13 protein-coding genes, 2 pseudogenes and 1 other annotated feature (1 of these 16 running past the window's edge) are annotated in these 16,218 nt (G+C 43.5%); of the genes and pseudogenes, 13 read left to right on the top strand and 2 right to left on the bottom strand.

The features are described from left to right. Window positions 1–227: a binding site (T-box leader), on the top strand; it begins 14 nt to the left of the window's first position. 43 nt (window positions 228–270) lie between these two features. Further along, window positions 271–2,916 carry a valine--tRNA ligase gene (locus tag ACFODW_RS09080; protein WP_390305538.1) on the top strand — a complete coding sequence of 882 codons (2,646 nt, stop codon included), beginning with the start codon at window positions 271–273 and terminating at the stop codon, window positions 2,914–2,916. 23 nt (window positions 2,917–2,939) lie between these two features. Here the strand turns inward: ACFODW_RS09080 and ACFODW_RS09075 are convergent, their stop codons facing one another. Further along, on the bottom strand, window positions 2,940–3,809 hold the full coding sequence (locus ACFODW_RS09075; protein WP_390305536.1) for an ATP-grasp domain-containing protein: 870 nt from the start codon (window positions 3,807–3,809) through the stop codon (window positions 2,940–2,942). A 5-nt stretch (window positions 3,810–3,814) separates the two neighbouring features. Then, the gene (locus ACFODW_RS09070; RefSeq protein WP_390305534.1) at window positions 3,815–4,717 is read right to left on the bottom strand and encodes an ATP-grasp domain-containing protein; all 903 of its coding nucleotides are present in this window, start codon (window positions 4,715–4,717) and stop codon (window positions 3,815–3,817) included. A gap of 59 nt (window positions 4,718–4,776) precedes the next feature. On the opposite strand from ACFODW_RS09070, the gene ACFODW_RS09065 reads away from it, so the two are divergent. The 12 genes and pseudogenes from ACFODW_RS09065 (at window position 4,777) to ACFODW_RS09010 (ending at window position 16,203) form a co-directional block, all read left to right on the top strand. Further along, window positions 4,777–6,054 (top strand): bifunctional folylpolyglutamate synthase/dihydrofolate synthase, encoded by a 1,278-nt coding sequence (locus ACFODW_RS09065; RefSeq protein WP_390305532.1) that lies wholly within the window; start codon window positions 4,777–4,779, stop codon window positions 6,052–6,054. Between the two features lie 116 nt (window positions 6,055–6,170). Then, entirely contained in the window at window positions 6,171–7,058 is an 888-nt protein-coding gene (locus ACFODW_RS09060; protein ID WP_390305530.1) for an SPOR domain-containing protein, read from the top strand. 172 nt (window positions 7,059–7,230) lie between these two features. Further along, a pseudogene (radC, locus tag ACFODW_RS09055) lies at window positions 7,231–7,722 on the top strand (RadC family protein); the annotation flags it as partial. A 496-nt stretch (window positions 7,723–8,218) separates the two neighbouring features. Beyond that, on the top strand, window positions 8,219–9,817 hold the full coding sequence (locus ACFODW_RS09050; RefSeq protein ID WP_390305528.1) for a reverse transcriptase/maturase family protein: 1,599 nt from the start codon (window positions 8,219–8,221) through the stop codon (window positions 9,815–9,817). A 265-nt stretch (window positions 9,818–10,082) separates the two neighbouring features. Further along, a pseudogene (locus tag ACFODW_RS09045) lies at window positions 10,083–10,286 on the top strand (JAB domain-containing protein); the annotation flags it as partial. Window positions 10,287–10,494: 208 nt separating this feature from the next. Beyond that, window positions 10,495–11,532: a rod shape-determining protein gene (locus tag ACFODW_RS09040; RefSeq protein ID WP_390305526.1), complete on the top strand. Its 1,038-nt coding sequence runs from the start codon at window positions 10,495–10,497 to the stop codon at window positions 11,530–11,532. Between the two features lie 12 nt (window positions 11,533–11,544). Further along, entirely contained in the window at window positions 11,545–12,414 is an 870-nt protein-coding gene (mreC, locus tag ACFODW_RS09035; protein ID WP_390305524.1) for a rod shape-determining protein MreC, read from the top strand. Continuing rightward, window positions 12,414–12,953, top strand: coding sequence for a rod shape-determining protein MreD (mreD, locus tag ACFODW_RS09030; RefSeq protein ID WP_390305522.1), 540 nt, complete (start codon window positions 12,414–12,416; stop codon window positions 12,951–12,953). The genes mreC and mreD overlap by 1 nt, the downstream gene beginning before the upstream one ends. A gap of 33 nt (window positions 12,954–12,986) precedes the next feature. After that, window positions 12,987–13,673, top strand: a complete 687-nt coding sequence (minC, locus tag ACFODW_RS09025) for a septum site-determining protein MinC (protein ID WP_390305520.1) — start codon at window positions 12,987–12,989, stop codon at window positions 13,671–13,673. Continuing rightward, entirely contained in the window at window positions 13,666–14,463 is a 798-nt protein-coding gene (minD, locus tag ACFODW_RS09020; protein ID WP_390305516.1) for a septum site-determining protein MinD, read from the top strand. The genes minC and minD overlap by 8 nt, the downstream gene beginning before the upstream one ends. Window positions 14,464–14,576: 113 nt before the next feature. Beyond that, a complete protein-coding gene (locus ACFODW_RS09015) occupies window positions 14,577–15,353 on the top strand; it encodes a peptidoglycan DD-metalloendopeptidase family protein (RefSeq protein WP_390305513.1) in 777 nt (258 codons plus the stop codon). Further along, window positions 15,337–16,203, top strand: coding sequence for a M50 family metallopeptidase (locus ACFODW_RS09010; protein WP_390305511.1), 867 nt, complete (start codon window positions 15,337–15,339; stop codon window positions 16,201–16,203). Before ACFODW_RS09015 ends, ACFODW_RS09010 begins: the two co-directional genes overlap by 17 nt. The last annotated feature ends 15 nt before the right edge of the window (window positions 16,204–16,218 follow it).

The raw sequence follows: 16,218 nt of genomic DNA, 5'->3' as shown, positions 1-16,218 counted from the left end.
AAGGAGTAGTACAAAATAATGCCTGCAGAGAGGGAAATCATGGGCTGGAAATTTCCTAGGATTCATTATTTTGGAAGTCGCCTTGGATGCTGTTTCTTTGAAAAGAAAAGATTTGCTTTTCTGAATAGAAGAAGCCGGGATATGGCCGTTATCATAGAATGAGTGTACAAAACTGTGTTTTGTAAACAAAGGTGGTACCACGGAAATAAACCCTTTTCGTCCTTTATTAAAGGATGAGAAGGGTTTTTATATGAAATGGAGGTAAAGAAATTGAAGGAACACGATCATGCTGCTCTGCCGCCAAAATATGACCCGCAGACAGTAGAAAAAGGCAGATATAAGTTTTGGCTGGAAGGAAAATATTTTGAGGCTACAGGAGATCCTGATAAGGAGCCTTTTTCCATCGTCATTCCACCGCCCAACGTAACAGGAAGGCTCCATTTGGGCCATGCATGGGATACAACCATGCAGGATACCATCTCACGGATGAAACGGATGCAGGGATATGATGTTTTATGGCTGCCGGGCATGGATCATGCAGGCATCGCTACCCAGGCAAAGGTGGAAGCTAAGCTGAAGGAGCAGGGGTCCAGCCGTTATGAACTAGGCAGGGAAAAGTTTTTGGAGAAAGCATGGGAATGGAAAGGCGAATACGCTGACTTCATCCGTGCCCAATGGGAAAAAATGGGCTTAGGCGTGGATTACAGCCGCGAGCGCTTTACCCTGGATGAAGGCCTCTCTGAAGCCGTTAAGGAAGTTTTTATTAAATTGTATGAGAAAGGACTCATCTATCGCGGGGAATATATTATCAATTGGGATCCTGCAACAAGGACAGCCTTATCTGATATCGAAGTCATCTATGAGGAAGTAGAAGGCAAATTCTATCATATGCGTTATCCTTTAAAAGATAGTGAGGAAACCATTGAGATTGCAACAACCAGACCGGAGACCATGCTCGGGGATACTGCAGTTGCTGTCCATCCGAAAGACGAACGCTATCAGCATTTAATCGGGAAAACGGTTGTTCTGCCGATTACCGGCAGGGAAATTGAAATAGTCGCAGACGAGTATGTGGATATGGAACTTGGGTCTGGAGCGGTGAAGATAACACCTGCACATGATCCGAATGACTTTGAAATAGGCAATCGCCATAATCTTCAGCGGATACTGGTCATGAACGAAGACGGGTCCATGAACGAGAATGCAGGGAAATACCAGGGGATGGACCGATTTGAATGCCGAAAGCAAATAGTGGAGGATCTACAAGAACAAGGTGTTCTCTTCCAAATTGAAAAACGTGTACACCAGGTCGGCCATTCCGAACGAAGCGGGGCAGTAGTCGAGCCTTATCTGTCCACTCAATGGTTTGTGAACATGCAGCCGCTTGCTGATGCAGCCATCGACCTTCAGGATGGGAATGAGAAGGTTAACTTCGTACCCGAAAGGTTTGAGCGCACCTATCTGCATTGGATGGAGAACATCCGTGATTGGTGCATATCCCGACAGCTGTGGTGGGGCCATCGTATTCCTGCTTGGTATCATAAAGAAACAAATGAAATATACGTCGGCAAGGATGCTCCGGAAGATGCTGAAAACTGGGAACAAGATGAAGATGTTCTCGACACCTGGTTCTCTTCTGCACTATGGCCTTTCTCTACAATGGGCTGGCCGGATGAGGAATCAGATGACTTCAAACGTTATTTCCCAACTGATGTGCTTGTCACCGGGTATGATATCATCTTCTTCTGGGTAGCAAGGATGATATTCCAATCGAAGCAGTTTACGGGCAAACGCCCTTTTAAAGATGTTCTGATCCATGGACTCATCCGGGATGCAGAGGGAAGGAAAATGAGTAAGTCGCTGGGCAATGGAGTTGACCCAATGGATGTAATCGAAAAATATGGAGCCGATTCCTTGAGGTATTTCCTCCTAACCGGGTCTACTCCAGGCCAAGACCTCCGCTTCCATTGGGAGAAAGTCGAAGCAACCTGGAACTTTGCCAACAAAATTTGGAATGCTTCCCGTTTTTCTCTAATGAATATGGAAGGATTTACTTATGAGGACATTGATTTACCCGGAGAAAAGTCTCTAGCCGACAAATGGATCCTCACTCGTCTAAACGAGACGATTGAACAGGTGACCAGAAATACGGATAAATATGAGTTTGGGGAAGCAGGGCGCCATTTATATAATTTTATCTGGGATGAATTATGTGATTGGTATATAGAGATGGCGAAACTTCCACTTTATGGGGAAGATGAACAGAAGAAAACAATGACACGGTCGGTACTTGCGTATGTTCTTGATCAGACCATGCGGATGCTTCATCCATTTATGCCGTTCATCACAGAAGAGATCTGGCAGCAGCTTCCACATAAGGGTGACTCTATTACTGTTGCTTCTTGGCCGGAAATCCGCCATGAATTCGATGACAAGGAAGCATCAAAGGAAATGGGCCGTCTTGTTTCGATCATCAAATCTGTAAGGAATATCCGGGCAGAGGTGGATACACCAATGTCACGGCAGGTGGAATTGCTCATCCAGGCAGAGAATGCCGACATTGCGGCGGAACTGGAGAATAACAGGGAATACCTGGAGCGTTTCTGTAATCCGAGTGAATTAAAGATTGCTGAAAAAATTGATGCTCCGGAAAAAGCCATGTCTTCCGTAGTAACCGGGGCTGAGCTATTCCTGCCGCTGGAAGGCTTGATTGATTTCGACAAGGAAATCCAGCGGTTGGAAAAGGAATTGGATAAATGGAATAAAGAAGTGGAACGTGTGCAGAAGAAACTGTCAAACGAGGGCTTCGTAAAGAAAGCGCCAAAGGCTGTAGTAGATGAAGAAAAGCAAAAGGAAAAGGACTATCTAGAGAAACAGGCGAAAGTTAAGGCAAGGCTGGAAGAATTGAAAAACTAAGACCGGAAAAAGCGGCATTCCTTCTAAATGGAATGCCGCTTTTCCATATGCTTACGGATATAGGTCATATATTCACATACAATATTAGGTCCGTTCACCTGGCTTAAAGTTCTGGAACCAACCACATCTTCTATTTCATTAAAAAGGAGATTCCCGTCATGGTCGATCAAAAAGTCTATGCCGACCATGCCAAAAGGAAAATGGCTGGTTATTTTCTGTACGATATCCATCTCTTTTCCCGTAAGCTGGTATAAGGAGGCGCTCCCTCCAAGCTTATAATTCGCACGGAAATCATGCTGATTCTCCCGCAGAACGGCAGCAGTAACTTGCTTTCCCACGACAAATACCCGAAGGTCTTTCCCGAGCTGGACATCTGCTGATTGAACCAAGATTGTTGTATCAGCAAGTTTGCCCCTGACTTGCTTCCAATCCTCAGCAGTATGGATGATGTATACTTCTTTTCCCCCTCTTCCGCCTGACTCCTTTACTACGATTGGCAGGTTGAGCGGGGGAGCAGGGGGTAAATCTGTTTTACGATAAAACAGACTGTCCGTCATTGGCACTCCCATCTTCTGTACATATTGGTGGGTCCATGCTTTATCATTACAGATTCTAGACACTTCCGATGGGTTAAAGACCGGTATCCCCATATTCTCTAAGTGGAAGCTCAACAGCGGATCGACCGCCCTGTTAATGGCAAACTCCGGGGGGGGCAAAAACTTATCGTTTTTCCAAATACCATGGCCTTTTTCGGTAATGCCCATGGTTATTTCTTCCCGGTAGATCAGCTTCAAAAGCAATCCTTGCCATGCGGCTTCCTCTTTCATCCATTCAATATACGTCTCATTAGCTGCTGCGTCTTCTTTCCGGTAGATGAGCCATCCTTTTATCATCCGATTTACTCCTCACCTTTTGACATGCTGTCCAGGATGTAATCCATAATGTCATCTGCCACATTGATTCCTGTACAGTCATACATATTTCTAATATGTGCATTCGAGTTAATTTCACAGATGAGAGGCTTTCCTCCTGGCCCAAGAAGCAGATCAACTCCGGCGATATCTGCACCAATACATTTAGCCGCCATGATGGCAAGCTCAGCTTCCTCTTCTGTTGGCTGATATGCTTCCATAGTACCTCCGGCTGTGATGTTGGCACGAAAATCATTGGCTGATTTACGCTTCATCGCTGCAGCAATCCTGTTTCCTACTACATGCAGCCGAAGGTCGGTTCCATAACTAGTCTTAATAAACTGCTGAAACATGAAAGCTTTACCTGCAAGAGCATTTGCTTTTTCATATAGTTCAGCTTCATTGCTTACAAGGTACACTTGTTCACCAAATGAACCATAAGCCTCCTTAAGGATCATTGGAAACCCGAGTTCTCGCCCTGCAGTATGTATAATTTCTTCCTCAATAGTTCCGCTGGAAAAAATTTTGGGGGAGATGATCGTCTTTGGTATAGGGAGATTTTGACTTGCAAGCCGTTGGTAAGAAGCTATCTTATCGTCACTCCGCTCGATCGCCTCTGCACTGTTGAACACTCTTACCCCCAAGAGCTCCAGTTGTCTTGCCAAGTAAATATCTTTATCGGCAAATACCACATAATCGGGCAAATTACTTTCCGAAAGCTTTAGGAGATCAAGATTGCTGGTATCCAACTGGCTTAACAGCTCATTGTTTTTGAATATCTTAGTTTTGCTCTGTTTCCTGGACGCTGCGTCGTGCATCCACTCAGCGAAATCCAGAAATTTATTTCCAGGCAAGTTGCCGTTATAGATGATCCATCCTTGTAGATTCAATTGTATATATCCTTTCTGCTATACTATTAGGGATTGAAAAATAGAAAGTGGTGTATCAAATGTTTAAGTCCTTTCAAGAGGCGGAAGCCTTTTTTGAATATCGCAAATCAGCCGGAATAAAACCGGGCACCGGACGGATCGACATACTGCTGAGGCTTTTGGACAGCCCTCAGGAGAAGGTGAAGGGAATCCACGTAGCAGGAACGAACGGAAAAGGCTCTACTGTCCATTTTTTAGAACAGGCCCTCATATCGAATGGTTACCGAACGGGAGTATTCACCTCCCCAAGTCTCTCGGGGATTACCGGCCATATGCTGGTTAACGGTGAGCAAATATCAAGGGTAACCTTTCTCCAGCTATGTAATCAGGTACTGCCGGCAATACAACAGATGGATAAAACAGATAACGCTCCGACAGAATTTGAAATACTCACAGCAATCGCCTTTCTCTATTTCTCCATTACGACAGATATTGTCTTAGTGGAAGCAGGAATGGGTGGAAGGGAAGATACAACCAACTGTTTTCAACCGCTAGTCTCCATTATAACAAACGTTGCAATGGATCATATGAATTTTTTGGGTGACAAGATAGAGAAAATAGCTTGGCATAAAGCGGGTATCATTAAGCCTGGCATTCCTGCTGTAATTGGAAAAATGCCCGAAGAAGCCTCCCTCATCATAGAAAATGAGACACACGTAAGAAAGGCAGAGACTTTTATGCTGGGCAGAAATTTTTCTGTTACCCATCATGCTGGAACTACGGTGATAAAGTTACATAATTTTACTGGTTTTGGTGAAAGGTCGTTTACCGTACAATTAAGAATGAAAGGGAGACATCAGGAGATAAACGCTTCGCTTGCATTGGTTACTCTCGCCTTGATAATGGGAAAAGGGCAGAATATCGATATGGATCGCTCTGTGCGGGCAATAGAACAGGCACAGCTCCCAGGGCGTTTTGAATTAGTGAAAGGAGAACCGCCAATTATTATTGATGGGGCACATAATCCAGCTGGAATGGAGTCTTTTCTCCAAACAGTAAAGGATCATTACAAGGACAGGGAGACACATTTAATCTTTGCCGCGTTCCAGGACAAAGATACCTCCACAATGTTAAGACAGGCCGTGGGTCAATTTGATTCCATTACTGTAACTTCCTTCGAGCATCCCAGGGCAGCCTCGGCAGATGAGCTGGACAAGATGGCAGGGGGGCTGCCGGTTTCTGTTGTGGATAGTTGGCAGGATGTGTTAAGTCAGAAAAGGTCACAAGAGAATGCTTGTTATTTCATTGCCGGTTCCCTGCATTTTATTGCAGAAGTAAGGAAGTTCTTTCTTGGATGAAAAACAGTGCGGTTTTTGCTGAATGCTTTTTTAAAAGTTTGACAGGGTTCGTCTTACTTTTCATCTCTCCTATGCTAGAGTTGATGATATATTAACCAGCGGCGGGAGGGCAAGAAATGGACAAGAAAAGAAAAGTGCAAATAAAGGAAGATGGTAATAGAATCAGTTTTAAATTAAATGACCCTGCCAATGAACAACAGGCGGCTGTACTGGAAGATTCAGAGGAAGATCCGGCAGAGCCACTAACTATGGTCACAGATCATCAAAAAAAAAAGAAACAAACAGGCCGTGGGAGATTTTCTCGTTTTCATCTATGGAGGCCCGTTTTACTTGCAGGCATATCAGCCATCGGCATTGGATCAGTTTTAGGGTTTGTCATGCTCCGGATGATTGCCGGCATAGATGCGGGGGTGCCTCAAAATGGCAGCTTGCCGGCCGGCACAGTAGATACAGAGGAACAGGAGGCGCAGTCGAAAGAGGGTTCTAGGACACCAGAAGGTTTAGAAGCTTTCGTAGTACAAGGCGGTGTATTTGGGAACAGGGAGAATGCGGAAGAATGGGCAGGGAAATTTTCAACGGCAGGAGTCCCTCAAGTGATTTGGCTGAGGGATGGCCAGTATTTCCTTTTTGTCGGCGCCGCAGAAACAGAAGATGCTGCCACCCGTTTATCAGAGAAAATGGAATCTCAGCAATTGGAGACCTTTGTAAAAGAATGGGAGACCGGGCAGGCTGAAGTCGAACTTACTGACACTGAAAGCGAGTGGCTGCTAAGCTTCGAGGAGGTATGGCAAAGCAACTTGGCAAGGCTGCCGGATGCTGTTTCTGTTGATATAGACAGCTGGGAAAAATTACTGGAAACATTTCCGGATGAGTCGGAAAAGCTTTCCTCATTGAGAGATGAAATATCCAGTCAAAAGGATAGATTTAAGCAGCAGGATGTCGAAGGAGCCCAGCAGGCACTTTTAAATCTCTGGTATCAATATGAACAAGCACTAAGAGAATAGTGGAATGAATGGAATTTTAATTTTTCCTTGGAATACTAGCGGCCGTTCTGCCATTTTTGAGAACGGTTTTTCTAGTTTTAGCAGAACAAATCTGTAAATAATCGGTTTTTAGGCATTTGTAAGTTTTCTTCCTTTCCAATAAGATGGTTCTATCTTAGGAAGGAGGAGGAAAATGACGACAACATCGATCATGCTTAAAGATGTACCAAAGGAAGACCGCCCGAGGGAACGGCTTCTAAAGCTGGGAGCATCTCACCTATCTAATCAGGAACTCTTGGCAATCATACTTGGTAGTGGAACGAAGGAAGAGTCTGTCATGACACTTGCCCAGCGGGTGCTGATGCACTTTGAAGGGTTAAAGCTGCTTAATGATGCTGCTATCGAGGAACTGGTTGCCATAAGAGGTATAGGTGTGGCAAAAGGAGTACAGGTTCTTGCTACCATTGAGTTTGGAAAGCGGATGAACCAGTATAAGCCGAATGAAAGGTATGTGATTCGTTCTCCTGAAGATGGAGCAGATTATGTAATGGAAGAAATGCGAAGTCTTAATCAGGAGCATTTTGTCGTATTATTTTTGAACACAAAAAATCAAATCATCCATCGACAGACGATTTTTATTGGCAGCCTCAATGCTTCTATTGTCCATCCCAGAGAGGTAGTGCGCCCATAAGGGCATATAGAAAATCTGCTCTAACAAAGCAGTAGGGAAATATCACTAGATCCACCCTATCATCAGCCAACTAATCCGCAGGGGAAACTGAGCGGGGAGTGTAGCATGTTGGCAAAGCCATAAGTTGTCTAGTTGCCAAGACACGACTGAATGGCCAGATGAAATCATAGATGAGGATGAAGGCTGAATTGCCTGAATGATAGCTTTAAGTGGACTACGGGGGCCTTCAACGGGAGGCAGCGATAAACGTTGAACGAAATGTGCATGTGTCTTAAAAGCTTCGAGGTACATGAAGTGACACCATTTCGGCTGACTTCTATATGGAAGAAACGAGCGAAAGTCACATCCGACACTATGAAAGTTATGTTTCTATATGCCTAAAAGGGGATTGCCTAAGTTGGAAAGCCATTAAGGCTATGACAGCCGTGTCTGAATATCCAATATGGCAACGGAACTCTTATAGTAGTCCGAGATAGGGAAAGCCTATTACATGGCGAAGGAGAGTAGTTTATCACGTTTAGTACAAAATTGGGAAGGAGCGAGAGGCTCTATGAGAAATCCGATCGTAGTATTAAACAGTTTAGCTTCCCATGCAAAAGATGAAAATTACACATTCCAACGTCTTTATCGAAATCTATACAACATTAACTTTCACCTGGAAGCTTATACAAAAATTCACCCCAAGAGAGGGATGGGGTCAAGAAGGATAAAAAACCCAGGTACCGTCGATGGAATGGGGTTAAAAAGAATAAATGCGCTTATTGATAAGCTGAAAAAACAAAGCTATCAGCCGAATCCCACAACCAGCATTTATGTTCCTAAAAATAATGAGAAATCGCGATCACCCGGTCTGGCAACCTTGGAGGATAAATTAGTTCAAGAAATGGTCAGGAGTATACTTGAAAGCATATACGAACGCCAGTTTTCTGATAGCTCTCATGCATTCCACCCGAATAGAAGCTGTCATACTGCTCTTACACAAATAAAAAACACTTTCACGGATACGCGTTGGTTCATAAAGGCTGACATAAAAAATTTTTATGAAAATATGGACCATCACACCCTCATTAATGTCTTGAGGAATAAAATCAAGGATGAAAAGTTTATCAACTTAATTTGGAAATTTTTAAGAGCAGGTTATTTAGAGGAATGGGAATTCCGCCAGGCATGCTCTGGAACTCCCAAAGGTGGAATAATCAGTCCAATTCTTTCTAGCATCTACCTACATGAACTGGATCAATACATAGACGCGTATACAGCCAAGTTCAATAAAGGTAGTATCAGAAAGCAAAAGATCAGACGCCATCACCTACCGTCGAATATAAACGATGGGGAGTACCATAATAGACGCCAATGTTCTGAATTGGATAAAGGGATGCATGAGGGAAGAGCAGGAATGGAAAAACTTTATAAAGAACAGTCCAATTCTGACTATCGAAACATGAATTATGTGAGATATGCAGATGAATTCTTAATTGGAATCAATGCAAGCAAATGGGAGGCAATGGAGCTTGAGAAGGAATTAACTGCCTATCTTGCAGAAAAACTGAAATTGGAACTAAGTAAAGAAAGAACGTCGATAACCCATAGTAAAAAGAATGCAAGGTTCTTATGGCATGATATAAGAGTATCGGGGAATGGGCAGACAATAAGAATGCCAGGCGGCACTCAAAAAAGAAAGCATAGCTTTCACGTTAAACTCTATGTGCCACGTGAGAAATGCATCAAAACACTCATTGATTTAGGCGCATTAAGCTTAGGGAAAAATAATCATTGGAAACCGATTCACAGATCCAATCTCATCCATAAAGAGGAACTAGAAATAATAAAGCAATACAATGCAGAAATAAAAGGATTGTATAGTTACTATAAGTTTGCCAGTAATGTAGGCGTGCTGCAATCTTTTCGCCAAACGATGAAATGCAGCATGGTTAAAACTTATGCTTATAAATATAAAAGTACCACGCGCAAAATAATAAGCCAATACTCTATCAACGGTAAATTCGGCATAAGATATAATACCAAGGACGGGCAGCGCATTGCCTATTTTAATGGTTGGGGAACGGAAAGGTCCAAAGGTTATGACTAGAGGTGCCGATAAAGAAACCAGCCTAATGAAAATGCCTCATAAGATTATGATATATTTTAATGAAAGCATGGGAAAATACATGACTGAAAGAAATTCTAAGATAGGACGGATTTGAATGTGTGTAAGATGCTATCACGACTACACAATGGGAAGTTGGATTGATAAATGGAAAGCCGTATACTCTGGGAGGAGTACGTACGGTTTGGAGGGGAGTTCCCGGAAACCTGTTTAAGTAATTAAACAAGGCGCCAGGTACTTACCCTACTTTCGCGAAGCGGTAAAACATTCAGCAGCCTCCCTCATTGTTGCCCACAATCACCCCTCTGGCGATCCCTCACCCTCACAGGAAGACATCCACGTTACTAGGCGGCTGGCAGAATCCGGGAAAATGATTGGTATCGAACTTTTAGACCATTTGGTGATAGGGGACAGGAAATTTGTCTCCCTCAAGGAAAAAGGATATTTATAATACTATCTATTTTGCAGTTTTTTTCGTATAATTGTATAGACGAGCATGTACAGCGCCATTTTTCAATTTTCATGGAAAGTGGCGCTTATTACGCGTGCTGCAGAAATTGTCATTTTATTTATTTACTAGAATGGTGTAAAAATAGATATGGTTCAATGATCATCATATTATAAAGAAACCGACTTTTATGTTGGAGAGGGAGATTTGTTTGGGAAGATTTAGCTTATCACAGGATCTGGGGATAGATTTAGGTACGGCCAATACACTAGTGTTTGTCAAAGGAAAGGGAGTTGTCGTCCGGGAACCTACCGTAGTCGCACGTAATACATATACAGGAGAAATTGAGGCTGTCGGGGAGTCAGCCCGCAATATGATCGGGAGGACTCCGGGAAATATCACGGTTATCCGTCCAATGAAAGACGGAGTCATCGCAGATTATGATACGACGGCTGCAATGATGAAGTATTATATTAAGAAAGCAATGCAAAACCGCTCATTTTTTGCCAAGAAGCCAAATGTGATGATTTGTGTTCCTTCTGGGATAACGATGGTAGAAGAGAGGGCTGTCCTGGATGCTACTAAACAGGCGGGGGCAAAGGATGCTTTTCCGATTGCAGAGCCCTTTGCTGCTGCAATTGGCGCTGGCCTTCCTGTTTGGGAACCAACCGGCAGCATGATTGTGGATATTGGCGGAGGCACTACAGAAGTCGCGGTAATCTCACTTGGAGGAGTAGTAACCAGCCAATCCATCCGCACTGCGGGTGACGGAATGGATGAGGCGATCATCCACTATATCCGTAAACAATACAGCCTGATGATAGGTGAAAGGTCTGCAGAATCAATTAAGATGGATATCGGTGCGGCCGTTCTTAAAGAGCCGGTTGAAACGGATATCAGGGGCAGGGATTTGTTGACAGGATTGCCCAAAACCATCACTATAACAGGAGAAGAAATTCTGGGCGCCATCCAGGATACAGTGGATGCAATTGTAGCAACGGTGAAAAACACCTTGGAAAAGACTCCGCCGGAACTTGCTGCGGATATAATTGACCGAGGCATCGTCCTTTCCGGAGGAGGAGCTTTATTAAAAGGTTTAGACCAAGTCATCAGTGATGAAACAAAAATGCCTGTGTTCGTGACCGAAAATCCATTGGATAGTGTAGCGCTTGGGACTGGAAAATCCCTTGAATATATCCAGCACTTTCGCGCACATCCGAATGTGTCGTCACGTCCTTCCATTGATTAAGTAGGTGTAAGTATGTCATTTTTACGTAAAAGAAGGTTATTTATATTATTAATAGGTTTTATTGTGCTGGTTGCATTAATAGGTTACTCCTTGAGTGACAGGGATAATATTACTACCGCAGAGCAATTCATAAATGATACAGTGGGCTGGGCACAGCGGACGGTCCACGCTCCTGTCCAGTTCGTTACAGATATTTTTACAAATATCGACGACGTTCGGAACGCGTATGAGGAAAATAGGATCCTGAAAGAAAAGCTGGCCGAATATGGCGGCCTTATCTATGAAGTTCAGGAGCTTAGGGAAGAGAACGAAGAACTAAGAGACACGTTGGGAATAACGGATTCAATCAGGGAGTATACCCCGGTTCAGGCTTCGGTAGTTTCTCGTTCTCCTGAAAGGTGGATGGAACAGATTACCATTAATAAGGGCGAGCAGGATGGTATTCGTCCCAATATGGCGGTCATCACCTCCGAGGGAATGATTGGCAAAGTACAAACATCTTCTCAATTCACTTCCACTGTGCAGCTTCTTACCGGGTTTGACCAGCTGAACAGGATATCTGCCACTATATCCCGGGAAGATGGACAGGATATTTTTGGGATGATCGAAGGATTCGATCCTGAAACAGATTCCCTGCTGTTTCGGATAATTGAAGAGTCCGATGAAGATCTCAAAGAGGGGGAACTAGTAGTATCTTCGGGAATGGGGGGCGTTTTCCCAGCAGGCCTACAGATCGGGGAGGTCAAAGATGTAGTTCCTGACCAATATGGTCTGACACTAACAGCCTTAGTGGAGCCAGCCGCCAATATGTATGATATAGACCAGGTGATCGTTGTGGATCGGGAGCTCCTGGAAGAAGAGGAAGGCGGGGATGAGACCTAATGAAACGTTTATATATTCCCGCCATTCTCTTTATTATGACCATCCTTGAGGGAGTGGCCTTAGAACTGCTGCCCCCAAATATAGTTAGCGGAGAGATGTTGATTATCCCCCATTGGGTGCTTATGTTTCTGATTTTGCTTGCTATTTTCTATGATAAGGAATCTACATATTATTCCGTGATGTATGCCCTGGTCTTCGGGCTGTTAATTGATATCGTTTATACAGGGATTCTTGGTGTATATATGTTTTCTTATGCAGCCGCTATCTATTTTGTCCTTGGATTAAAAAAACTCCTGCATGATAATATTTTAACAGGACTAATCCTTGGAATTGTAGGAATTATTTCTGCAGATATTTTCATCAACATCATTTATATGATTGTAGGGATTGCGCCCAATGGTTGGGAATATTATTTTACGTATCGGCTCTGGCCTACCGTGTTGGCCAACCTCCTGTTTTTAATAATTATTTATCCAATTTTTGCCAAAAGGCTGATTGGCTGGAGTGATAACCAGGTATTTGAAAGAAATAGATTCTAGACTGTCCAGGTAATCTTAATGAGGTGACTTAACGTGCAAGACAGGAAACAATTAATAACAATCAAGGGGACGAGAGACGGCCTTTCTCTTTTTATCGATGATGATTGTGTTTTCGATGATGCGATAAAGGAGCTGGAGTCCAAACTAGCTGTAAGCCGGCCCCGACAGGATGAACCGATTGTGTCTGTGTCTATTAAAACCGGCAGACGCTATCTGAGTGAAGAACAAAAAGACAAAATTATGGAAATCATGGATAATGAAAGCCAATTCATTATCCAATCAATTGAATCCGAAGTTATTCATCAAGAAGACGCCAAGCGATGGAAGGAAGAAAGTGAAATTAAAGCATTCCACCGTATCGTGAGATCAGGACAGGTTCTGGAGGCAAAAGGGGATCTCCTGCTGATAGGTGATGTCAACCCTGGCGGTAAGGTGATCTCTACAGGCAACATCTTTATTATGGGGAGTTTGTACGGGATTGCCCATGCTGGAGCGGATAAAAATCGTGGTGCATTTGTTGCTGCTTCTTATATGAAGCCCAGCCAGCTGCGTATTGCTGATTACATCAGCCGATCACCCGATTACGAAGCGGAAGGTGTGTATATGGAATGTGGAATGATTGATGAGCAGCAGGATAAGATTGTAATCGACCGGCTCCAGGTTCTATCCAAAAGAAGAATTGATTTGAGCAGGTTTGAAAGGAGAATGCAAAATGGGTGAGGCAATCGTTATTACATCCGGCAAAGGCGGAGTGGGGAAAACTACTACATCTGCCAATATAGGCACAGCTTTGGCTCTATTGGAAAAGAAAGTATGTTTAATAGACACTGATATCGGGCTGAGGAATCTGGATGTGATTATGGGGCTTGAAAATCGAATCATCTATGATATAGTGGACGTCATTCAGGGCCGCTGTAAGCTGAAACAGGCAATGATTAAAGATAAGCGTTTCGATGATCTCTCATTACTCCCAGCTGCCCAAACAAGTGATAAGTCTGCCTTGACAGCTGAAGGCATGAAAGAAATAATTGAGGAATTAAAGCCGGAATATGATTATATTATCATTGACTGTCCTGCTGGGATAGAGCAGGGGTATCAAAATGCTGTAGCCGGTGCTGATCGGGCGATTGTAGTTACCACCCCAGAAAAATCCAGTGTCAGGGATGCTGACCGAATTATCGGATTGCTGGAGAAAGAAGATATGGAGCCGCCAAGATTGGTTATCAACCGTATCCGCAACCATATGATGAAAAGTGGGGACATGCTGGACGTGGATGAGATTGTCCAAGTCCTTTCCATAGATTTAATCGGTATCGTAATTGATGATGATGCCGTGATAAAGGCTTCCAACAATGGTACACCAGTAGCGTTAAAGTCTGACTCGAAAGCTTCCATTGCATATCGTAATATTGCTAGGAGAATTTTGGGTGAGACTGTGCCGTTACAGTCCCTGGAGGATGAGAAAGGGATGCTTGAGAAAGTCAAAAAATTCTTCGGAATCGGCAGTTGAATAATCAGTAGCCATTAGAAGCAGTGATTGTAATCAATCATTGCTTCTTTTCATATCTTCTCCTTGTCCCACATATAATCTTCTATAAATGTATACGAAGGATTGTGAGGATAATGAGCAGAGGCATTAGAAAAGTTCGTCAATCCATTGAAAGGCGGAAGAAGCTCCGAGGGTTGTCTTCCGGTAAGGAACCAGAAAAAGAGAGCCAACTATTCCCGGCGTTTTTGCAGGAAGAGGAAAAGCATGGTGTCTATCCTGGTTTTGCGGAAGCTCAAGGTGGGGCGGAAAAGGCTGGCTGGAATCCAGTCAAGGGACTGGCTGTAAGGGCTGCTGTGTCTGCTCTATTATTCGCCGGGGCAGCGTTTTTCAGTCAAACAGATTCCGAACTGTTTAAGGAGCCAAAGGATTGGACAAGGGCGGCACTGACAGAAGAGTTTCCTTTTGCAAAAGTCAATGCCTGGTACCAGGAAACATTTGGAGGGCCGATGCAGCTTGCACCGCAACAGGCGGCCAATACGGAAACAGTAGAACAACTGACACTACCGGTTTCTGGAAGCGTGAAAGAATCTTTTCAGACAAATGGTAAAGGAATAAAAATTGCCCCAGGGGAGGAAACTGGAGTAGCAGCATTGGAAGATGGGGTAGTTGTATTTGCCGGAAATGATCGGGAAACGGAACAGACGGTTATTATTCAGCATCCAGATGGCAGCAAATCGACGTATGGATTTCTCAGCTCGTTAGATGTCCACCTATATCAATTCGTCCAGCGCAGCCAAAAGGTCGGCAGTTTTACTCCAATGGAAGAAAGCGAAACTATGTATTTTTCTATAGAGAATAAAGATAACTATATTGATCCTGTCCAGGTGATAAAAGTTGACGAAACTCCATAGTTTTCTTCCTAGTATCCATGTCCACCCCATTCTTATGATATTTATTGTCATATCCTTTCTGACAGGGACTTTTGCAGAATTGGCCGTCATCCTATCAATTGTTTTTTATCATGAGCTTGGCCATTATACGATGGCCAAGCTGTTTAAATGGCGGGTTGATAGTATCATTTTGTGGGTGTTCGGCGGAATAATGGAGACAGATGAACACGGCAACAGACCGGTAAAGGAAGAGGCTTTGGTAACCATTGCCGGTCCTCTGCAACACTTGTTCATCTACTTCTTCATTTATCTTTTTTCCGTTTTTCAAGTTTTCCCTGACTCCATCATAGATCTATTCCTCTACTACAATACCGTAATTCTCTTATTCAATCTGGTACCAATATGGCCTTTGGACGGCGGGAAGTTATTGTTCCTGTACCTCTCCAGCCATCTCCCGTTTAAAAAGGCATATTACTCCATCTTGGTATTTTCCATGGCCGTCAGCTTTCTCTTATTAATTGGAATGCTGGTATTCTATCCATTCACCTTAAGTGTTTTTCTAATCTGGCTGTTCTTATTAATGGAAAACAGGTCGGAGTGGAAGCAAAGGCATTTTGTTTTCCTGCGCTTTCTGCTTAAACGCTATGAAGGTAATAATCCAGTAAAGGCTGTTCAGCCAATTAATGTCAATTCAGATAGTACATTTATGGAAGTTTTTTCGGAATTCATGAGGGATAGGAAGCATTCCATTTATATTTCTTATCCGGATGAGCGCAGGTCTTTATTGGATGAAAATGATTGCCTTAGAAGCTATTTTCATGATAGGCTGTATGATAAGCGTATTGGCGAGGTCATGGACTATGTATTATAGTTAACTGGACAGCTT

The organism is Virgibacillus sediminis, from assembly GCF_042643265.1.
GTDB lineage: Bacteria > Bacillota > Bacilli > Bacillales > Amphibacillaceae > Virgibacillus_O > Virgibacillus_O sediminis.
This window is presented reverse-complemented; position numbering and strand designations above follow the sequence as displayed.